Here is a 20,356-nt window from a genome sequence, read left to right as displayed (position 1 = left end):
GAGAGAGTCCTGAAAGTATATACGTTCCAGCTACCGAAATTTGTAAGTAGTATTACGCGTACGTGTATCAACATGTTTAAAAAAGAAAAGAAAGTAAAAAAATCCGACTAACACTAGTCGGATTTTTCTTATAGTATTGAAAAACAAATTCATTTTGAATATTATGGTGGATGATTTCCTTTCCAGGAAGCTCTGCTCTGTGCGAAAGCGTAGCGTCAGCAACAAAGCGCCCAGTCGGAACGGAAATCAACCCCTCGCTTTGTTGAAGAACTATACTTTATTATATCGTAACTGCCATTCTGCATAGGTGTTTTGTTGTGCTGCTATATGTAATGAAAGCCGCTAGGAATTACTATGAGAAGTAATTTCTAGCGGCATAGTCATTTTATTATATAAATATTCACAAAGGCGGTTGGTAGTGTGCCCAGTTAATAAGACAGAAAAAAATCGATTTGCGCCAAATGCGAAATCGATTTTTTGGAAGCAACGATTAAACGCGCTCGATTTTACCTGATTTTAATGCACGAGCAGAAACCCATACACGTTTTGGTTTACCGTCTACTAAGATACGAACTTTTTGAAGGTTAGCACCCCAAGTACGTTTGTTAGCGTTCATAGCGTGGGAACGGTTGTTACCAGTACGAGCTTTACGTCCAGTGATTACACATTGTTTTGGCATGTTGTATTCCCTCCTTACTGTTGATGCTGAAAGATTATTATTTCAGTTCGGTATTTCACATACCATAATAATTTAACATACGATGACGTTCAGTGCAACAGTTTTCACATAACCTTTCAAGAAAAAAACCTTTACAGACAAAAAACACTTGTTAAATAATGGATGTAAATACCTAGGTAATACAATTTCTGGTATATAGTAGTTCGATTTTTACGCACATTAACGCCTGATTATAGCTTCACTTTATTTCCCTCGGTAGCCAAGCTTCCTAGAAACATGTTTACCAGTTTCCACTAAACGCTCTGTAAGGGTATTAATATGTTCTGCTGATACGTTAAAGCTAACAAATCCTATACTTACTGCACCGACTACTTCATTGAAACCATTTAAAATAGAAACTGCAATGGAGGATGTTCCTGCTGTTCTTTCCCCGTGACTAATAGCAAATCCATGTAGTCTTATTTGCTCAAGCTGTGCCTCAAATTCAGCGATTTCTTCATGAGGAATAAGCTGTTCAATAATTTCCCTTGCTTGAGAAAATGGAATTGTGGCTAATATTGCCTTATTTGCAGCCCCGATATGCATCGGTATACGAATTCCTAACTGATCGTAAATACGAATTGGATTAGCTGCACTGTCTATTCTTTCGATAATAATTGTATCTAAACCAGCTGGCTTACTTAAATAGACACTTTCCTCGACTTCTCTTGCTAAACGCTCTAATTCTGGTCTAATTTTACTAATGTAGTCCATCGTATCATACACTTGTAAGCCAAGTTCCATCCATATTGTACCGAGTCGATATTGTTTAGTTTGATCGTCTTGTTCAATCATACCTTCCTTAATCATCGCTTTTAAAATTCTATGTAATGTACTAAGTGGTAAATTGCATTTTGCCGAAAGCTCTGAAATGGACAAGCTGTTTTCGCTTGCAGAAGCTAAAACTTTTGCGATTGTCATAGCTCGTTCTAATAATTGCATGGATGACCCACCTCTCCTTCATTTATTTTATTTTTAATCCTTGTCTACGTCTAGCTACATAATCATGAATCTCTAACTCATTATGTTTCCTAACTGAAAAAAGAATGAATATAGAAATTTTTCTAAATATATTGACAGTATACCTTAAAACACATATATTTTTCATATAAACTTTCCTCTATACGGAAACGTTTTCCACTACACGGAAAAGGGGTGAAAGGAATGCATTATTGTTCATCAATGTATGCACCTTTGAAACACGTAATAGTAAAACATCCAAAAGATGCTTTCCGAAGCCAAGAGCATCTAAGTGATGAATGGAAAACATTTAACTACTTATCAGAACCTAATTATGATGAGGCTCTGAAAGAATATGCTGAATTTATGAGCATTCTAGAAAAGTATGTTGAGAAAATTGATTTTTTACCAGAATCAGATGAAATAGGATTGGATTCGCTGTATGCACATGATCCTGTAAAATTCACACCAAATGGTGCCATTATCTTGAAATCTGGCAAAAAATTAAGACAGCCAGAAGCAGCGGTTTATAAAGCTTTTTTAAAGGAAAAGGGTATTCCGCTTATCGGGGAATTGACTGAAGGGGCTGTATCAGATGGTGGCGATATTATTTGGCTTGATGATCGTACACTTGTTGTAGGTCGAGGATATCGAACGAATGATGAAGCTATTCGACAGCTAAAAGACATGACCAAGGATATTGTCGATGAATTCATTGTTGTACAGCTACCACATGATTTAGGTGAAGCAGAATGTTTACACTTAATGTCCTTCATTAGTATGGTGGACAAGGATTTGGCGGTTGTACATTCAAGATTAATGCCAGTTTTTTTCAGACAGCTTTTAATCGAACGAGGTATTCAATTAATTGAAGTTCCGAAAGAAGAGTATAATGCGCTAGGCTGTAACGTATTAGCACTTGCACCTAGAGTATGTATTATTCCAAAAGGAAATCTAATTACAAAGCAACAATTACTTAATGCAGGCGCAACGGTTTATGAATATGAAGGTAATGAAATTTCGATAAAAGGAACAGGTGGACCAACATGTCTAACTTGCCCAGTAGTAAGAGGATAAAAGGAGATGGAGTAAAATGTTTAAAAATGTTATTGTAAAAAATCCAGGAAATAGCTATTTAAATGGCTTAACGACTAGTGACTTAGGAAAACCGATTTTAGAAAAATTATTTGAGCAGCATGAAAAATATATAGAAGCTTTAAAGACATGTGGCGTAGAGGTTACACAGATTCCAGCGAATGAAGCTTTTCCAGATTCCACATTCGTAGAGGATACAGCTGTTTTAACACCTGAATTTGCCATTATTTCAAATCCAGGTGCAGATGCTCGTAATCGTGAGATTGAGGAAATTGAACCAGCTGTTAAAAAGTTCTATGAAAATTTATATTATATCGAAGGTCCAGGAACACTTGATGGTGGAGATGTATTACAGGCAGAAAAGAAATTTTATGTCGGCATCTCTGACCGCACTAATGAAGAAGGCGCTCGACAATTTAAAGAAATCGTTGAAAAAGAAGGCTATGAGGCAACGATTATTCCGTTAAATGAATTTTTCCATTTAAAAACGGGCATTGCATATGTTGGTGATAATCGTATGGTGCTAGCAGGAGAGTTCATCGATCATCCTGCATTCGAATCCTATGAAAAAATTATTATTCCAAAAGAAGATGAGTATTCAGCAAACTGTATTCAAGTAAATGATTATGTCATTATTCCAGCGGGGTATCCAGAAACAAATCGTAAATTAAATGATCTAGGCTACCAAACAATTGAGCTTGAAATGACTGAATTTAGAAAACATGATGGTGGACTAAGCTGCTTGTCATTACGTTTTTAACTTCTTTCAGCGGGTGTAAAAACATCCACTGAGTGACCAACATCACGTTGGCCCAAAGCCTCCGGCGGATGTCACGGAATCGGAATGGAGCTCTTAAAGGATGTTAGCCTAAAATCATCGCATCCATGCGATAATGGCTAACTGATCTGCATCACGCAGGCCTAAGAACAAAGCCGATTCCTGCCGCATTGTTTATCTGCGCGAAAGCAAAGCGACAGTGGCAAATGGTTTCTGTAGCGAAAGCAAAGCGTCAGCTACAATTATGCCGAGGCATAATTGATTTTAATGTAAAAGTACCCAATCAATTTATCTCTTATAAATTGATTGGGTACTTTAGTAGAAATTTTATCAGAATATTCGATATATTAATAACAACTAGAGAGTGGGGATGGATGTTGAGTAAAGGGGAACAACGGCAAGATAATCAATTAAACCGTTCAATGAAGAGTCGTCATTTATTAATGCTATCGCTCGGTGGAGTTATTGGAACAGGACTATTTTTAAATGTTGGCTATACAATTAATCAAGCTGGTCCTGGGGGAGCGTTAATTGGTTATATATTTGGTGGCTTAATATTGTACATGGTCATGAATTGTCTTGGAGAATTAGCTGTTTACATGCCTGTAACTGGTTCTTTCCAAACCTATGCAACACGTTTTATTAGTCCTTCAGCAGGATTTTCTTTAGGATGGATGTATTTTGTCGGGTCAGCTGCCACAGCGGGGGTAGAATTTACTGCAGCGGGAATTTTGATGCAACATTGGTTCCCTCAAGTCCCTATTTGGATATGGTGTACCGTATTTATGGTGCTATTATTTACTTTAAATGCATTGACAACTAGGGGCTTTGCAGAAGCAGAATTTTGGTTTGCAAGCATTAAAGTCATTGCGGTGATTGCATTTATCGTTATAGGAGTTGCAGCAATCTTTGGATTGATTCCGTTAGCAGATCGACCAACTCCACATTTTACGAATTTAGCACCGTCTGGATTATTCCCGGCCGGTATTACGATTATATTTGTCACAATGATGAATGTTATCTTTTCCTATCAAGGTTCTGAACTTGTCGGTATTGCAGCAGGAGAAACTGAAAATCCAGAAAAAAATATTCCTCGGGCAATAAGAACAATTTTATTTAGAATTATTGTTTTCTATATTGCTTCTATTATCGTTTTATCTGCCATATTCCCGTCATCGGAGCTTGGACTACTGGAAAGTCCTTTTGTCACATTGATGAATTTAGCTGGCGTTCCATACGCTGCTAGTATCATGAACTTTGTTATTTTAACGGCGATATTATCGGTAGGTAATTCATGCCTATATGCTTCAACACGTTTATTATGGTCGATGTCAAAAGAGGGAATGGCTCCTAAATTATTTGGACGACTAACGAAAAATAAAGTGCCATTAAATGCACTCATTTTCACGATGCTTTTTTCGCTACTTTCTTTATTAACGAGCGTGATGGAAGCAGATGCAGTATTTGTTTTACTCATGTCTATTGCAGGAATTTCTGTAACAATTTCATGGATGGGAATTTGCGCATCTCAATTGATGTTCCGATATCGTTTTGTGAAAGCAGGTGGAGATGTAGCTGACTTGAAATTTAAAACGGCATTTTATCCATTGATTCCAGTGTTCTGTATTAGTTTTTGCATGCTAATTCTTGTCTTTTTAGCATTCGATCCAACACAAAGGGTTGGTTTACTATATGGTATTGGATTCTTTATCGCTTGCATGATTTTCTATAAATTAAAATTGAGTAAAACAAATAAAGTTTCTTCTAAGGTTGAAATGAAAAATGAGGAATCACTTGATATACATTGATATGTATTCTGTGTTGAGAAGATCGGGTAAAGGAGAATTTTTATGAATGTTTATCTTTGGAATACATCGGAAAAGCTACGTGCATTATTATGTGAAATTGTCAGTTGGGAAAGTAGGACATTAACAAAAGGTGAACATGAATTTGCCTATAAATTAAAAAATAAATTGCAAACGCTTTCTTATTTTCAGAAAAATCCAGAGTTTGTTGAATTACATGATGCGGGCCTTGAGCGCAATGCTGTGACTGCCTTGTATAAGCATCCATCTGCAACGGAAACAGTTGTGTTAATTAGTCATTTTGATACGGTTCATACTGAAGAATACGGTGAGCTGGAGCCATTAGCCTTCTATCCTGAAGAGCTGACAAAAAAGCTAATGGAACCTAAATACAAAAAGGATTTACCGGAAGCGGCAAGAATTGATTTGGAATCAGGTAATTATTTATTTGGTCGTGGGACGATGGATATGAAAATGGGGCTTGCTTTGCATATGCAGTTGATTGAAAAGGCGAGTGTCGAAGAATGGCCAATCAATCTTATTTTAACGGCTGTGCCAGATGAAGAAGTAAATTCTGCTGGTATGCGTGCAGCGGTTGTTGAGCTTGTCAGACTTCGTGAACAGCATGGACTCTCTTATAAACTATTTTTAAATAGTGAGCCTTCTTTTTCACAAGGCCCAGCAGATATCAATGAATATATTTATTCAGGAACTATCGGCAAAATTATGCCTGCTACCTTATTTTACGGAAAAGAGACACATGTGGGTGAGCCATTAAAAGGAATGACAGCGAATTTTATTGCTTCATACATGACGCAGCATATGGAGTGGAATCCAATTTTTCGTGAAATAGATCTTGGCGAAAGTACACCATTACCAGTATCCTTACAATTAAAAGATTTGAAAATGGAGTATTCTACACAAACACCATATCGTGCAGCAGCCCTTTACAATGTGTTTTTATTAAAGCGCACAGCATCGGAAGTAATGGATATTTTTGAACAAGTGGCATTGGAAGCAATGTCAGCTTGCAATGATCAATATAAACGAATTTGTGAGCGAGAAAAGGTAAATGGTGTAGGTGAAGTAAAAGTACTTCGTTACGAGGCACTTTTAGAGTATGCGATCAAGAAATTAGGCGCTGAGGAAGTAAATGTAATAAAAAGTCAAGTTCTTGAAAATAGTGCATGGGACGATCGTGAGAAATCTATTCGCATCGTGGATCAGCTAATGATTCGTTGCCAGGAACTTACGCCAGCGACAGTGCTATTATATGCTCCACCTTACTATCCGGCGATTAATTCATCCGATAATCCCCTTATAATTCAATCGATTGAATTAATGAAGAAAACAGCAAAAACATTTAATATTGAAGTGGAGCAAATTCACTATTTTAATGGTATTTGTGATTTGAGCTATGTCAATTACTCGGATGACTCAAACGAATGGACAGCATTCGAGCGAAATACACCAGTATGGGGGGACACGTATAGTATTCCATTTGAAGCTATGTCCGAACTACAGGGTCCTGTTTTAAACGTTGGACCTTTTGGCAAGGACGCCCATCAAAAGACAGAAAGATTACATGTGGATAGCGCATTTAAGGAAATGCCAGTGATGCTTGATACGCTTATAAAAAGCCTATTTTAATAAAAAAGTGATTCAAATAAATAGGGGAAACCCGTCTTATCGTTCGTCTCTACGTTAGCACTTCACTTTTGACTACAAAAACCTGCCAAGCAATATGGTAGGTTTTTTGAGCTTTTTTAAAAAGTAGAGATCATTTTGTACATACAAAGCCGATTCCGAACGCAATAATGCCTCGGCATTATTGATTAATAATTTTACAAAGACTACTTGTATTTTTAATTATTTAGACGATAAAAATAGGACTAATTATTGCAAGTCGTTATTAGGAGCGGAAGTTATGGAAAATCAAGAAAGGCTAACTCTCTCTATTCAAATAGAAATGCTTCAATATAATTTAATGAGAATGCGAACAGTAGCATGGACATTGATGTATGTAATAGCCATCATTACAATTATTCATTATGGTGAGGTCTTCTTTACAAAAACAGAAAGAGAGATGGTGCCAGCTTATATAGGCATTCACATTATATTGTTTTATATAGATTTAGCGGTGTTATTATTTGTAAAAGAAAAGAAACTTAAGGTAACATCTCTTAATTTACGAAAATACGAAACGATCTTACTTGTTTACATCTATACAATATTGTTATTAATTACTGTCATAACCGTAATGGACGTTTATTTTTTTAAACATACGGCTCTTTATGAGGTGCTGTTTTTATTGATTTGCACTGTTTTTGCTATCCCTTTCCTGAAAATTTTTTGGATTATGTTAATAACGGTGTCGCCAATTTTAATAAGTGCTTATTTGAGTGTTGGAATATCAGGTGAAAGTATTAAAATATTTTTACCGATGTCCCTTATTATTCCCATAGGGCTAATGATTCAGCGTCATACTTATAAAGTTCAAAGTAAAATTACGAAGCAACATATTTTATTACAAGAAGAAATGACAAAATCTAAGAATTTGTCAAAATTATTAGCTGAGAAAAATAATGAACTATCAGAGCAAGTGCTTCGGGACACGTTGACAAATTTGCCTAATAGACGAGCCTTTAATAATAAATTGACACAAATAGGGCAACAACTTAGTAAACCAACATCTTTATCAGTCATGATGATTGATATTGATTTCTTTAAAAATTTAAATGATTATTACGGTCATTTACAAGGTGACGAAGCATTGATAAAGGTGGCTACTTTATTAGTTGAAATAGCAGAAAAGTATAATGCATTTGCAGCGCGGTGGGGAGGCGAAGAGTTCGTGATCGTTAGTCAGCATGCCGCAAAGTTTTCAGAGCATGTTTGTGAGGAAATATTAGAGGAAGTGCGCAACTTAAATATTCGTCATGAACGTTCGGAAGTAGCTGATATTGTAACGGTTAGCATCGGGATGTGTCATGCTAAAATCTCGAATAGCGAGCAATTGAAAGCATGTTGTGTATTAGCCGATGAAGCATTATACACAGCAAAACAAATCGGTCGTAACAACTTTTTTAGAAAAAATGGAAATTTCAATAAAGACGTATGATTACCTTTATAATGTCAGAAAACGTTGATACAGTGCGCTTTCATGCCTTCCAAGGTTGCTTAATGTATAACGAAAGTGTTACAATATAATTTAGTCAAAAAGAGCCAAGGGGGCATTTCTATGTCAATTGAATTAAACAATGAATTCGGCCAAATTGATATTTCAACAGATGTACTTGCACAAATAGCTGGTGGCGCTGCTGTAGAATGCTACGGTATTGTTGGCATGGCATCTAAACATCAAATTCGTGATGGTCTAACTGATATTTTACGTAAAGAAAATTTTGCTAAAGGTGTTGTTATTCGAAAACAAGACGACGATTTACATATTGATATGTACATTATTGTTAGTTACGGGACTAAAATTTCGGAAGTTGCTTATCAAGTACAATCGAAAGTGAAATATACAGTGGATAAAACATTAGGTATGAGCGTAAAATCTGTCAATATTTTTGTGCAGGGCGTTCGTGTAGCGAATTAAGAGGAGGAACAAAATCGAATGCAGTCTTTAGACGGAATAAAGTTTGCAGAAATGGTGCAAATGGGTGCCCATCACCTATTCCAAAATGCAAATTATGTTGATTCATTAAATGTATTTCCAGTACCAGATGGTGATACAGGAACGAATATGAACTTATCGATGACATCTGGGGCAAAGGAAACGGAGCTTCATGCATCAGAACATATCGGCAAAACAGCTCAAGCTTTATCAAAAGGTTTACTTATGGGAGCACGCGGGAATTCTGGCGTTATTTTATCGCAGTTATTCCGTGGCTTTGGTAAATTTATCGAAAAAGAAGCGACAATTGATGCCAAGGGCTTTGCGGGTGCCTTCCAAGCAGGCGTTGAAACTGCCTATAAAGCAGTAATGAAGCCGGTTGAAGGAACAATTTTAACAGTTGCACGTGAAGCGGCGAAAAAAGGTGTAGAAGTGGCAGAAACTGAAACTGATATCATTGCGGTGATGGAAGCATTTACTGCTGAAGCACAGGCTTCATTGGAACGTACACCTGAGCTTCTACCTGTTCTAAAAGAAGTAGGGGTTGTAGATAGTGGCGGTCAAGGTCTTCAATTTGTGTATGAAGGATTTTTAGCATCCTTAAAAGGCGAGCCATTACCGGTGAAAAATGAAGCAACTTTAGATGATTTAATTAATGCAGAGCATCATAGAGCACAAGATTTCATGAATACTGCGGATATTGAATTTGGTTATTGTACAGAAATTATGGTACGTTTTGAAGAAGGAAAAGAGCCATTTAGCGAAGAACAATTCCGCAATGAATTAAACCCTCTAGGTGATTCTTTACTAGTTATTTCAGATGAAGAAATTGCGAAAGTGCATATTCATTCTGAGCAACCGGGCGCTGTTTTAGCGATGGGTCAAAAATACGGTAGTCTTATTAAAATTAAGGTCGATAATATGCGTGAACAGCATTCTGCCATTGTTGGTGAGGATCATAAAGCATCTTCTTCAGCTAAAAAAGCAGAAAAGCATCCATATGCAATTGTAACGATTGCAATGGGCGAGGGAGTTGCTGAACTACTTCGTTCAATTGGTGCCTCTTATGTGATTGAAGGCGGTCAAACAATGAATCCTTCAACTGAAGATATTGTGAAGGCAGTACAAGAAATTGGTGCTGAAAAAGTATTAATTTTGCCTAATAACAAAAATATCGTCATGGCAGCAGAACAAGCAGTAGAGCTTTTAGATATAGAAGCGGCTGTAGTGCCAACGAAAACAATCCCTCAAGGTATGGCAGCGATTCTATCATTTAATCCAGAAGCGGCAGTTGAAATGAACCAAGCAACAATGACAGAAGCTTTTGCAAATGTTAAAACAGGGCAAGTAACTTATGCAGTTCGAGATACATCTATTGATGGTGTAGAAATTCATAAGGACGATTTCATGGCTCTTGCGGAAGGTAAAATTGTATTATCTACTCCAGCGTTAAAAGATGCGGCTGAGAAGGTCATTACTGATTTAGTGGATGAAGATGCAGAAATCGTTACAATCATCTATGGTGAAGATACAACGGAAGAAAACGCTTCAGAATTAGTGAAATTTATTGAAGAGAAATATCCAGAGGTTGAAGTAGAGTTATTTAATGGTAAACAAGGATTATATCCATATATTATTTCAGTAGAATAATTAAATGCTACTTTGCATATAAGTAGACAAAGCAGTGCACATGCGTGTACTGCTTTTGTTTATGGTGCAAGGAGAATAGAGGATAAAAAATTATTAAATTAGCTAAAAATAAATGATTTGTTGTATGTATCCAGAGGACAATAAATTGGGGAATACTGGGACGATAGCGTTATGAAATCATTGTGTATATGGAGTAAACAAAATTAATCAGTATTTCCATTGTGTAAATTATAGTCGTGTAAATCTTCTGAAAGTTGATAAAGAAGTGCTTTACTTTTATAGTAACTATCAAGCATGATATAAATAAAAAATCGATATTATTATATGGATAGAATAGAGGGGTGTTATTATGAAGTTTACTTCAGTATTTGATATTATTGGACCAGTGATGATTGGTCCATCTTCTTCTCATACGGCAGGTGCCGCACGAATTGGGCGCGTTGCCAGAGATTTATTTGGAAGACAACCAAAGTGGGCGAAAATACACTTGTATGGTTCGTTTGCTGAAACGTATAAAGGTCATGGAACAGATGTAGCTTTAGTAGGTGGTCTATTAAATTACGATACATTCGATGAGCGGATTAAAACAGCTTTTGCCGATGCAGAAAAGGCAGGCTTAGAATATGAGTTTATTCCAGAAACAGCAAACATGGAGCATCCGAATACAGCTCGCCTTGTGATTGGCGATGATGAAGGAGAGATGTCTGTCGTTGGTATTTCTATCGGTGGCGGTAAAATTGAAGTGAGTGAGGTTAATGGCTTCAGACTACGTCTAACAGGTGGCATGCCAGCAATCCTTGTTGTACACGATGATCGTGCTGGTTGTATTGCTAATGTGGCAAATTGCTTAGCAATGCATGCAGTCAACATTGGGCATATGGAGGTTTCTCGTATTGAACGAGGTTTAACGGCTCTTATGGTGATAGAAGTCGATCAAAACATCGAGGATAAAGTATTACAACAAATTTCTTTAATACCACATATTTCGAAAGTTTCTAAAATCAATAACTAAGGAGGTGCCCCAATATGGACGTATTGTTTCATAATGTTCGTGAACTTGTTGAACGAGCGGAGCAAGAAGGAAAACTAATTTCAGAAATTATGATTGAGCAGGAAATGTTAATTACTGGACGCACTAGAACAGAAATTATACAGCAAATGGATACTAATTTAACGGTGATGGAAGAAGCTGTTGAAAGAGGCTTGAAGGGTGTTAAATCTGTAACGGGATTAACAGGTGGTGACGCAGTATTGCTTCAAAACTACATTGCGCAAGGCAATTCATTGTCGGGAGATTTATTATTAGACGCGGTGAGTAAAGCTGTTGCAACAAATGAAGTTAATGCGGCTATGGGTACAATTTGTGCTACACCAACTGCAGGTTCGGCTGGAGTTGTGCCAGGGACATTATTTGCAGTGAAGAACAAGCTAAATCCCACTCGTGAGCAAATGATTAGTTTTTTATTCACTTCGGGTGCTTTCGGCTTCGTTGTCGCTAACAATGCTTCAATTTCAGGTGCTGCTGGTGGCTGTCAAGCAGAGGTTGGCTCAGCAGCTGGTATGGCAGCGGCAGCGATCGTAGAGATGGCTGGCGGTACTCCGCAGCAATGTTCAGAAGCATTTGCCATTACACTGAAAAATATGCTAGGGCTAGTTTGTGATCCGGTAGCTGGATTAGTAGAGGTTCCTTGTGTTAAGCGAAATGCTATGGGAGCGGCAAATTCACTTGTGGCAGCGGATATGGCACTTGCAGGGGTCACGAGTCGCATCCCGTGTGACGAAGTGATTGGTGCGATGTATCGCATTGGACAATCTATGAGCCCGAATTTAAAAGAAACTGCACGTGGAGGCCTTGCTGCAACACCAACAGGTAAAGCTATTAGTAAAGCTATTTTTGATAATGGCAATTTAGAAAGTATCAAGTCACTTCAAAAATAAAAATATTTAACACGCTTTTCCTAAGTGGAAGGCGTGTTTTTTTGAGGTTCTACATGGTGTAGGTGAAAAGCCAAGGAAAGTGCCCAGCCGGAACGGAAATCAACCACACGTTATGGTGATGAGCCTAGAATAGGGAGTATCAGCAAGAAAATGTATTAGGATGAAAAAGTGATTATTCTTGCGATATAATTAACTATTAATCAATTGAATTGCTATCTTACTGAAAATGAAAAGTTATATAATGATATTGAATATATAAAATGCTTAGTATGATTTATTCAAAAGTGTTAAATGCAAACAACATTATTATGAAAGGCTAAGAGTAATCGTAAGAAAGGGGAAAACTCATATGCTGAAAAATAGTATGGTTATACGAATGACTATAGTACTGGCGGTGGAAAAAATTGGAGGAGCTGTCGTGCAAGGTGACTGATTTAACGAGTCCCGTGACTGATTTAAAAGGTATCGGGAAAGAAACAGCAGGACATTTAGAGACATTGGGCATCGAGACGATCGCGGATTTGTTATGGACGTTTCCGCATCGACATGAAGATTTTCGTTTAAAGGATTTAGCACAAACACCGCATAATGAACGTGTCACTGTTGAGTGTAAAGTGGAACGCGAACCGACAGTATTGTTTTTAGGTCGCAATAAATCTCGATTACAAGTCACGGTGCTGGCAGGCCGTCATTTAGTCAAGGTTGTTTTTTTTAATCAAGGCTATTTGAAGCAGAAGCTTGTACCGGGAGCTATTATTACCGTTACAGGTAAATGGGACCGCGGCAGACAAGTGATCAATGGGACTTCTGTTTCGTTTGGTCCGAAAACAGATCAGGTTGACTTTGAACCTGTTTATAGTCTTAAAGGGTTGATTCCGCAAAAGCGTTTTCGTAAATATATGAGACAAGCGCTAGATGAGTTTGGGGCAGAGATACCTGATGCAATTCCACAGCGTTTACAAGCTAATTATAAGCTAGCTACAATGCATGATGGGCTTGAGGGAATTCATTTCCCTATTGATGCAGGACATGCGAAACAAGCTAGAAGACGCTTTGCCTATGAAGAGTTACTAAACTTTCAAGTACGCATCCAAGCGTTACGTAAAATTAGAAAAGATAGTGAGCGCGGTACAGTTATACAGTTTGATTTGCAAAAGTTACGTGCATTTATTGAATCATTACCCTATGAATTAACGGGCGCACAAAAACGCGTCGTCAATGAAATTTGCAAAGATTTGAAAGAGCCACATCGTATGAACCGCTTACTTCAAGGTGATGTAGGGTCGGGGAAAACTGTTGTTGCGGCAATATGTTTATATGCAGCTGTAACTGCTGGTTTTCAAGGAGCGTTAATGGCGCCGACGGAAATTTTAGCTGAGCAACATGCTGAAAATTTACAGGAATGGTTTGAGCCATTTGGTGTACGTGTAGCTTTGCTATCAGGATCGACGAAGGCAAAGGAACGTCGTTTACTTTTAGAAGAACTGGCAAACGGTGACATAGATATATTAATTGGTACACATGCGCTTATTCAGCCTGATGTCGTTTTTTACAAGCTTGGTTTTGTTATAACAGATGAACAGCATCGTTTTGGTGTAGAGCAACGTAGAATATTGCGTGATAAAGGAGAAAATCCAGATGTACTCTTTATGACGGCGACACCAATACCGCGTACACTCGCGATTACAGCGTTTGGAGAAATGGATGTTTCGATGATAGATGAAATGCCAGCGGGGCGTAAGCAAATTGAAACGCATTGGATGAAAAAAGAGCAATTTGGCTCTGTTATGTCAAAGCTAGAATTAGAGCTTGCTGCAGGTAGACAAGCTTATGCTATCTGTCCACTAATCGAGGAATCAGACAAGCTAGATGTACAAAATGCAGTAGAAATCTATGAGCAGCTTGCAGCATATTTTAATGGGCGTTACAATGTCGGATTAATGCATGGTCGTCTATCCGCGGATGAAAAAGACGCTGTCATGCGAGCCTTTAGTGAGGGAACTATTCATGTGCTCGTGTCTACAACTGTTGTTGAGGTTGGGGTTAACGTACCGAATGCAACTTTTATGATTATTTATGACGCTGAACGCTTCGGCTTAGCTCAGTTGCATCAGCTACGTGGGCGTGTTGGGCGTGGTGAACATCAGTCGTATTGTGTGTTGCTAGCTGATCCAAAATCCGACGAAGGTAAAGAGCGAATGCAGTCGATGACAGAAACGAATGATGGCTTCCGCCTAGCTGAAAAGGATTTGGAATTACGTGGTCCAGGTGATTTCTTTGGGCGTAAACAAAGTGGTTTGCCTGATTTTAAAGTAGCGGATTTAGTGCACGATTATCGCATACTAGAAACTGCGAGAAAAGATGCAACGGATATGCTTGAGAAGGATGCGTTTTGGCATGATGATGAGTACAAATATTTGCGTGAAATGCTTGAAAATTCAGGCGTTTTACAAGGAGATCGCTTCGATTAAATGAATATTGGTTGCTCAATCAAGAATGTGGGCACTTGTTTTAAAACAAGTCTTGCATTCTTTTTTTATACTCTATATACTGATATTAGTACCAAGTGCTAATAACAACTAAAAAGGTGGCGAATGATGTTGAGACGAACGAAAAAAGAGCGACAGCGACTATTATCCGAAACGATAGCTGATAATCCATTCGTCACAGATGAACAGCTAGCAACACAGTTTCAGGTTAGTGTCCAAACAATTCGTTTAGATCGTATGGAATTAGCGATTCCAGAATTACGAGAACGAATTAAAGATGTTGCTTCTAAAACTTATGAAAATGAAGTGAAATCGCTACCGATTGATGAAGTAATCGGAGAAATAATTGATATTGAATTGGATAATCGTGCATTATCTATTTTTGACGTAAAAGAAGAGCATGTTTTTCAGCGCAATGGCATCGCACGTGGACATCATTTGTTTGCGCAGGCAAACTCATTAGCGGTAGCAGTTATTGACGACGAACTAGCATTGACAGTACATTCTAACATTACCTTTGTGAAACCTGTTAGAGCTGGAGATCGTGTTATTACAAAAGCAATCGTTATCGGACGTGATGAAGAGAGTCATCGTACAAAAGTAGAGTTAACGTCCACTGTTAACGGTGAAACAGTTTTTGTTGGTGAATTTGATATGTACCGCACGAAAGGTAAAGGTGAATAACAATGAAATTAGCGCTTGATGGAATGGGTGGAGACAACGCACCAAAATCAGTTGTTGAAGGTGCTTTATTAGCATTAGAGCAAATCCCAAATTTAGAAATTCAATTATATGGTCAGCAGCAAAAGCTTGAACCATTTTTAAAAATACATGATCGATTAACGATAGTAAATTGTGATGAAGTTGTCGAAGGAACTGACGATCCAGCACGAGCTGTTCGTCGTAAAAAGGACTCATCAATGGCACGAATGATGGATGCTGTTGAAGAAGGACAGGCGGATGCTTGTCTGTCAGCAGGTAATACAGGTGCTTTAATGGCAGGAGGCTTATTTAAAGTAGGGCGCATTGAGGGAATTGCTAGACCTGCTCTAGCTACTACACTGCCTACTTTAGACGGTAAGGGCTTTTTAATGCTTGATTTAGGGGCAAATGCAGATGCGCGACCTGAGCATTTATTGCAATATGCGATTATGGGCGATATTTATGCGAAAAAGGTAGGCGGTTTACAAAAGCCACGTATCGGCTTGTTAAACATCGGTACTGAGGATAAAAAAGGAAATGAATTAACGAAGGCAGCTTTCGGATTATTAAAAGAAGCGGATTTAAACTTTATCGGTAACGTAGAAGCTCGAGATTTACTTGAAGGGGTAGCGGACGTTGTTGTCACAGATGGCTTTACAGGTAATATGGTGCTGAAATCGATAGAAGGTACTGCTGGCGCGTTATTTTCAATGCTAAAAGAGGCATTTATGTCTTCAACAAAAACGAAAATTTCGGCAGCGCTTATGAAAAATAATTTGCGTGACCTAAAAAATAAAATGGACTACACAGAGTACGGTGGTGCAGGTTTGTTTGGTTTACAAGCACCTGTGATTAAGGCACATGGCTCATCTAATGCCAAAGCAATATACAGTGCAATCCGCCAAGCAAATACGATGGTTGAGCATACAGTCATCTCGACGATTACAGATACAGTACGTCACTTGGAAATTGATTAACTTATTTCAGCGGGTGTCCAAACACCTGTACCTGTCGCTACGCTTTCGGTACAAAAGACATCCGCTGAAATAGAGGAACTCAGTCTAAGAACGCCAAGTCCTGTGGCAACGACTGAGTGACCAACATCATGCTGTGTTGCTGTCGCTTCGCTTTTGCACAGACAAAAACACGTTGCTGACGCTGCGTTAGCACTACGCTTTCGCGCAAAAAACATCATGTTGGCGGCGGATGTCACGGAATCGGAAAGGAGTGCTTTGTGCATGCACAAAGCCGATTCTGGACGCAAATTATGCCGGGGCATAATAGATTAAAAAGGGGATTAATAAAAAATGACGAAAATAGCATTTATTTTTCCAGGCCAAGGTTCTCAAGTGGTTGGGATGGGGCAAGAGTTTATCGAGAATACGGTAGAAAGTAAAGCATTTTATGAGCGTGCAAATCAAACACTTGGCTTTGAGCTATCTAAGCTTATGTTAGAGGGACCAGCTGAGGAGCTAACATTGACTTACCATGCACAGCCGGCACTCTTGACTACTGGTGTGATGGTTGCAGAAAAATTACGTGTAGCAGGTATTATGCCAAATTATGCAGCTGGACATTCACTTGGAGAATACGGTGCATTAGTAATCGCTGGTGTGCTATCGTTCGAGGATGCAGTTTCTGTTGTGCATAAGCGTGGACTTTATATGAATGAAGCTGTACCTGCAGGGCAAGGTGCTATGGCAGCTATTCTAGGGATGGAGCTAGAGGCACTGCATGAAGTAACTGAAAAAGTATCTGCAGCAGGTGAGCCAGTTCAGGTAGCGAATGTAAACTGTCCAGGGCAAATCGTTATTTCTGGTACAAAAGAAGGCGTTGAAAAGGCTTCTTTAGCGGCAAAAGAAGCTGGTGCAAAACGAGCAATTCCTTTAGTTGTTAGTGGTCCATTCCATTCAGAGCTAATGCGACCATCATCTGAAAAATTAAAAGAAGCGTTGGCTGATTTATCATTATCAGCTCCGCAAATCCCTGTAATCGGCAATGTAATGGCGAAAGTATTAGAGGATGTTCCGGCTATTCAGCATGAGTTAGTAGAACAAGTATATAGTGCCGTGCAATGGGAAGCATCTGTACGTGAAATGATTGCACAAGGTGTGAATGTCTTTATTGAGTGTGGACCAGGCAAAGTATTAAGTGGATTAGTGAAAAAAATCGATCGATCTGTTACGACATACTGTGTTTATGATGAAGCATCATTGGAGGCTGTACTAGAAGCGGCGAAGGAGTGGACAATTAATGCGTAAATTAGAAGGCAAAGTAGCGGTTGTAACTGGTGCTTCACGAGGAATAGGGCGATCTATTGCATTAAAGCTTGCTGAAGAGGGTGCTAAAGTTGTCGTAAACTACAGCGGGTCACAAGCAAAGGCAGGAGAAGTTGTTGCGACAATTCAAGAGAATGGCGGCGAGGCTATAGCCGTACAAGCGAGTGTTTCTAAAACAGAGGAAGTTACAGCTTTAATGGATGCAGCGGTGAAAACATTCGGTTCGCTTGATATTTTAGTAAATAATGCGGGTATTACACGTGATAACTTGTTAATGCGTATGAAAGAAGATGAATGGGATGATGTCTTAAATACCAACCTAAAAGGCGTTTTCCTTTGTACGAAAGCAGTAACACGTCAAATGATGAAGCAACGTGCAGGTCGTATCATCAATATTTCATCGATTGTCGGTGTAGCTGGTAATGCAGGGCAAGCTAATTACGTAGCTGCAAAAGCAGGGGTTATTGGGCTAACTAAAACAACTGCAAAGGAATTAGCATCACGTAATATTTTAGTAAATGCGATTGCACCAGGCTTTATTGAAACTGAAATGACTGAACAACTACCAGAAGATCTAAAGCAAGGCATGCTTACGCAAATTCCTCTAGCAAAACTTGGGCAACCTGAGGATATCGCAAAGGCAGTAGCTTTTCTAGCTTCAGATGATGCTAACTATATGACAGGTCAAACGTTACATATAGACGGCGGCATGGTAATGTAGTAATTTCAATTAGTCATAGATAATGATTTTTTGTATAATCATTTGAGGGGAGGTGAATGTTTTGACTACAGTATTAGAACGCGTAACAAAAGTAATCGTGGACCGTTTAGGTGTTGAAGAAAGTGAAGTTACTCTAGAAGCTTCTTTCCGTGATGATTTAGGTGCTGACTCATTAGACGTAGTTGAGCTTGTGATGGAGCTTGAAGACGAATTCGATATGGAAATTTCTGATGAAGATGCTGAAAAAATCTCAACAGTTGGTTCTGCAATTTCATACATCGAAAGTAAATTAAACTAATTCCTTTAACTTTATTTTGCTGAAATTATTCACCTCTATCGGTGTTGACATGAATGCGGTCATTATACAATAAATGTTTATGATTGAATAAAGTTAAATCCTTAGGTACAAATTACTTATACTTTTTTTAAGTGTAAGAGAGTAGATATTATGCTAAGGTATGTTTAAAAAGGGGACGAAATGGTTCGTTTAGCGAACTGTGAACGTCCCTTTTTTTTATCTTCATTCAGTAGAAGACACTCACTTCTGAAGGTGATAAGAAGAAATAAAAGAGTCGTTCCTTTTTAGTAAGTGTCCTAACACCTACTGAGTGACCAACATCACGTTGGACTAAAGCCTCTGACGGGTGTCACGGATTGTGAAAGGAACGAATTGTGCAGGCACAATTCAAAATCCGGACGCAATTACGCCAAGGCGAAATTGACCTTAAACATAATTAATTTCCAAAACATTGTATTTAAGCCGAAATACTTTTGCATAAATGCCTTGAAAAAGGTACACTTAAACGGTAGAAACTATTAGGAAGGCAGATTGTTCAATGGCTATGAAAAGAAAAGGAACTATGCAGAAATCTGGCGTGCTTCCTGAAAAAGTACGCAATCAATTCGAGCTTTTACAGCATGAATTAAATATCACATTTATTAATAAAAATTTATTGTATCAAGCATTCACACATTCATCTTATGTGAATGAGCATCGCCGTAAATTGTTTACGGATAATGAGCGTCTTGAATTTTTAGGAGACGCAGTACTTGAACTGTCTGTTTCTAAATATCTTTTTGAGAAATATCCTCATATGAGTGAGGGGGAGCTGACGAAGCTACGAGCATCCATAGTATGTGAGCCGTCACTTGTTATCTTTGCAAATGAATTAGGCTTTGGTCGCTTTGTATTACTTGGAAAAGGTGAGGAATTAACAGGTGGACGGGAACGCCCAGCACTACTTGCGGATGTATTTGAGTCATTTGTAGGTGCCCTATATTTAGATCAAGGCTTACAAACGGTTGTTTGCTTTTTAGAACGAATCGTATTCCCGAAAGTAGAAATCGGTGCTTTTTCGCATGTGATGGATTTTAAAAGCCAATTGCAAGAAATGGTACAGCAAACAAATAACGGCCTTCTTAATTATGAAATTATTGATGAAAAGGGTCCTGCACATAACCGTACCTTTGTATCGAGCGTGCTATTAAATGGACAGGAGCTTGGTATTGGTCGTGGGAAATCAAAAAAAGAAGCCGAGCAGCAAGCTGCGCAATGCGCAATGCGTTCAATGCGTGAGCAAACTGCAAAAGAGGAGGCTTAAT

At 38.4% G+C, this 20,356-nt stretch carries 19 protein-coding genes; 17 read left to right on the top strand and 2 right to left on the bottom strand.

Features of this window, described 5'->3' with window-relative positions:
* Positions 1-9: 9 nt before the first annotated feature.
* Positions 10-111, top strand: coding sequence for a stage V sporulation protein SpoVM (gene spoVM / locus ACFVT8_RS11155; RefSeq protein WP_156304606.1), 102 nt, complete (start codon positions 10-12; stop codon positions 109-111).
* Between the two features lie 379 nt (positions 112-490).
* Here the strand turns inward: spoVM and rpmB are convergent, their stop codons facing one another.
* Together rpmB and ACFVT8_RS11145 are read right to left on the bottom strand one after the other, a co-directional pair.
* Complete coding sequence (gene rpmB / locus ACFVT8_RS11150) at positions 491-679, bottom strand: 50S ribosomal protein L28 (protein WP_004227417.1); 189 nt, start codon at positions 677-679, stop codon at positions 491-493.
* A 243-nt stretch (positions 680-922) separates the two neighbouring features.
* A complete protein-coding gene (locus ACFVT8_RS11145) occupies positions 923-1,660 on the bottom strand; it encodes an IclR family transcriptional regulator (RefSeq protein ID WP_387079915.1) in 738 nt (245 codons plus the stop codon).
* 222 nt (positions 1,661-1,882) lie between these two features.
* Between ACFVT8_RS11145 and ACFVT8_RS11140 the strand changes: the two genes are divergently transcribed.
* The 16 genes from ACFVT8_RS11140 to rnc all read left to right on the top strand — a co-directional run bounded on the left by ACFVT8_RS11140 (position 1,883) and on the right by rnc (position 20,355).
* Positions 1,883-2,755, top strand: a complete 873-nt coding sequence (locus ACFVT8_RS11140) for a dimethylarginine dimethylaminohydrolase family protein (protein ID WP_387079917.1) — start codon at positions 1,883-1,885, stop codon at positions 2,753-2,755.
* Between the two features lie 16 nt (positions 2,756-2,771).
* Positions 2,772-3,533, top strand: a complete 762-nt coding sequence (locus ACFVT8_RS11135; protein ID WP_387079919.1) for a dimethylarginine dimethylaminohydrolase family protein — start codon at positions 2,772-2,774, stop codon at positions 3,531-3,533.
* A gap of 392 nt (positions 3,534-3,925) precedes the next feature.
* Positions 3,926-5,359, top strand: coding sequence for an amino acid permease (locus ACFVT8_RS11130; protein WP_387081478.1), 1,434 nt, complete (start codon positions 3,926-3,928; stop codon positions 5,357-5,359).
* Between the two features lie 42 nt (positions 5,360-5,401).
* Positions 5,402-7,006: a M20/M25/M40 family metallo-hydrolase gene (locus ACFVT8_RS11125; protein ID WP_387079921.1), complete on the top strand. Its 1,605-nt coding sequence runs from the start codon at positions 5,402-5,404 to the stop codon at positions 7,004-7,006.
* 277 nt (positions 7,007-7,283) lie between these two features.
* Positions 7,284-8,477, top strand: coding sequence for a diguanylate cyclase (locus tag ACFVT8_RS11120; protein ID WP_387079923.1), 1,194 nt, complete (start codon positions 7,284-7,286; stop codon positions 8,475-8,477).
* A gap of 120 nt (positions 8,478-8,597) precedes the next feature.
* On the top strand, positions 8,598-8,957 hold the full coding sequence (locus ACFVT8_RS11115; protein ID WP_053483333.1) for an Asp23/Gls24 family envelope stress response protein: 360 nt from the start codon (positions 8,598-8,600) through the stop codon (positions 8,955-8,957).
* An 18-nt stretch (positions 8,958-8,975) separates the two neighbouring features.
* Positions 8,976-10,625 (top strand): DAK2 domain-containing protein, encoded by a 1,650-nt coding sequence (locus tag ACFVT8_RS11110; protein WP_387079925.1) that lies wholly within the window; start codon positions 8,976-8,978, stop codon positions 10,623-10,625.
* Between the two features lie 349 nt (positions 10,626-10,974).
* Complete coding sequence (sdaAB, locus tag ACFVT8_RS11105; protein ID WP_387079927.1) at positions 10,975-11,637, top strand: L-serine ammonia-lyase, iron-sulfur-dependent subunit beta; 663 nt, start codon at positions 10,975-10,977, stop codon at positions 11,635-11,637.
* Positions 11,638-11,651: 14 nt separating this feature from the next.
* Positions 11,652-12,563, top strand: a complete 912-nt coding sequence (sdaAA, locus tag ACFVT8_RS11100) for an L-serine ammonia-lyase, iron-sulfur-dependent, subunit alpha (protein ID WP_387079929.1) — start codon at positions 11,652-11,654, stop codon at positions 12,561-12,563.
* 425 nt (positions 12,564-12,988) lie between these two features.
* The gene (gene recG / locus ACFVT8_RS11095; protein WP_387079931.1) at positions 12,989-15,034 is read left to right on the top strand and encodes an ATP-dependent DNA helicase RecG; all 2,046 of its coding nucleotides are present in this window, start codon (positions 12,989-12,991) and stop codon (positions 15,032-15,034) included.
* Positions 15,035-15,163: 129 nt separating this feature from the next.
* Entirely contained in the window at positions 15,164-15,736 is a 573-nt protein-coding gene (fapR, locus tag ACFVT8_RS11090) for a transcription factor FapR (RefSeq protein WP_387081480.1), read from the top strand.
* Between the two features lie 2 nt (positions 15,737-15,738).
* Complete coding sequence (gene plsX / locus ACFVT8_RS11085; RefSeq protein ID WP_387079933.1) at positions 15,739-16,731, top strand: phosphate acyltransferase PlsX; 993 nt, start codon at positions 15,739-15,741, stop codon at positions 16,729-16,731.
* A gap of 330 nt (positions 16,732-17,061) precedes the next feature.
* Positions 17,062-18,015, top strand: coding sequence for an ACP S-malonyltransferase (fabD, locus tag ACFVT8_RS11080; RefSeq protein ID WP_387079934.1), 954 nt, complete (start codon positions 17,062-17,064; stop codon positions 18,013-18,015).
* Complete coding sequence (gene fabG, locus ACFVT8_RS11075) at positions 18,008-18,754, top strand: 3-oxoacyl-[acyl-carrier-protein] reductase (RefSeq protein WP_387079935.1); 747 nt, start codon at positions 18,008-18,010, stop codon at positions 18,752-18,754. The genes fabD and fabG overlap by 8 nt, the downstream gene beginning before the upstream one ends.
* Positions 18,755-18,815: 61 nt before the next feature.
* Positions 18,816-19,052 carry an acyl carrier protein gene (gene acpP, locus ACFVT8_RS11070; protein ID WP_387079937.1) on the top strand — a complete coding sequence of 79 codons (237 nt, stop codon included), beginning with the start codon at positions 18,816-18,818 and terminating at the stop codon, positions 19,050-19,052.
* A gap of 538 nt (positions 19,053-19,590) precedes the next feature.
* The gene (rnc, locus tag ACFVT8_RS11065; RefSeq protein ID WP_387079939.1) at positions 19,591-20,355 is read left to right on the top strand and encodes a ribonuclease III; all 765 of its coding nucleotides are present in this window, start codon (positions 19,591-19,593) and stop codon (positions 20,353-20,355) included.
* Position 20,356: the final 1 nt, after the last annotated feature.

The organism is Lysinibacillus sp. NPDC058147, assembly GCF_042884205.1.
GTDB lineage: Bacteria > Bacillota > Bacilli > Bacillales_A > Planococcaceae > Lysinibacillus.
Note: the sequence above shows the minus strand (reverse complement) of the source record. Positions and strands in the feature narration are given on the sequence as shown.

What these genes read in the sequence shown, in the direction of transcription:
- rpmB (WP_004227417.1), bottom strand. Translation starts at nt 679, where the DNA reads ATGCCAAAACAATGTGTAATCACTGGACGTAAAGCTCGTACTGGTAAC.
- plsX (WP_387079933.1), top strand. Translation starts at nt 15,739, where the DNA reads ATGAAATTAGCGCTTGATGGAATGGGTGGAGACAACGCACCAAAATCA.
- fabG (WP_387079935.1), top strand. Translation starts at nt 18,008, where the DNA reads ATGCGTAAATTAGAAGGCAAAGTAGCGGTTGTAACTGGTGCTTCACGA.
- sdaAA (WP_387079929.1), top strand. Translation starts at nt 11,652, where the DNA reads ATGGACGTATTGTTTCATAATGTTCGTGAACTTGTTGAACGAGCGGAG.
- ACFVT8_RS11135 (WP_387079919.1), top strand. Translation starts at nt 2,772, where the DNA reads ATGTTTAAAAATGTTATTGTAAAAAATCCAGGAAATAGCTATTTAAAT.
- ACFVT8_RS11145 (WP_387079915.1), bottom strand. Translation starts at nt 1,660, where the DNA reads ATGCAATTATTAGAACGAGCTATGACAATCGCAAAAGTTTTAGCTTCT.
- ACFVT8_RS11110 (WP_387079925.1), top strand. Translation starts at nt 8,976, where the DNA reads ATGCAGTCTTTAGACGGAATAAAGTTTGCAGAAATGGTGCAAATGGGT.
- fabD (WP_387079934.1), top strand. Translation starts at nt 17,062, where the DNA reads ATGACGAAAATAGCATTTATTTTTCCAGGCCAAGGTTCTCAAGTGGTT.
- ACFVT8_RS11130 (WP_387081478.1), top strand. Translation starts at nt 3,926, where the DNA reads ATGTTGAGTAAAGGGGAACAACGGCAAGATAATCAATTAAACCGTTCA.
- ACFVT8_RS11140 (WP_387079917.1), top strand. Translation starts at nt 1,883, where the DNA reads ATGCATTATTGTTCATCAATGTATGCACCTTTGAAACACGTAATAGTA.
- ACFVT8_RS11120 (WP_387079923.1), top strand. Translation starts at nt 7,284, where the DNA reads ATGGAAAATCAAGAAAGGCTAACTCTCTCTATTCAAATAGAAATGCTT.
- sdaAB (WP_387079927.1), top strand. Translation starts at nt 10,975, where the DNA reads ATGAAGTTTACTTCAGTATTTGATATTATTGGACCAGTGATGATTGGT.
- rnc (WP_387079939.1), top strand. Translation starts at nt 19,591, where the DNA reads ATGGCTATGAAAAGAAAAGGAACTATGCAGAAATCTGGCGTGCTTCCT.
- ACFVT8_RS11115 (WP_053483333.1), top strand. Translation starts at nt 8,598, where the DNA reads ATGTCAATTGAATTAAACAATGAATTCGGCCAAATTGATATTTCAACA.
- ACFVT8_RS11125 (WP_387079921.1), top strand. Translation starts at nt 5,402, where the DNA reads ATGAATGTTTATCTTTGGAATACATCGGAAAAGCTACGTGCATTATTA.